The organism is Chryseosolibacter indicum, from assembly GCF_018598585.1.
GTDB classification, from domain to species: domain Bacteria; phylum Bacteroidota; class Bacteroidia; order Cytophagales; family Cyclobacteriaceae; genus Chryseosolibacter; species Chryseosolibacter indicus.
On the sequence record NZ_JAHESD010000179.1, the window covers coordinates 1 to 230 of the forward strand.

At 40.4% G+C, this 230-nt stretch carries 1 protein-coding gene; it reads left to right on the plus strand.

Features of this window, described 5'->3' with window-relative positions; translation table 11 throughout:
- Positions 1-230: hypothetical protein (locus tag KK060_RS24970; RefSeq protein WP_254158023.1), on the plus strand; the 230-nt coding region annotated here is incomplete at both ends.

The following is a 230-nucleotide window of genomic DNA, read 5'->3' on the forward strand; positions in this document are numbered from 1 at the left end:
GGTTGTCACGTTGCAGCTTATGTGATCATGCCCAATCACCTTCATGCATTATTGTTTCTATCACATAACGGAACCTCGCTTAACAAACCTGTGGGTGAAGGCAAGCGGTTCATGGCTTATGCTATTGTGAACGGTTTAAAGAAGCAGGGTAAACATGAGATATTAAAAGAACTGTCAGAAGGTGTTGAACAAAAGGAAAGCGTAAAAGGAAAACTTCATCAGATTTTCAG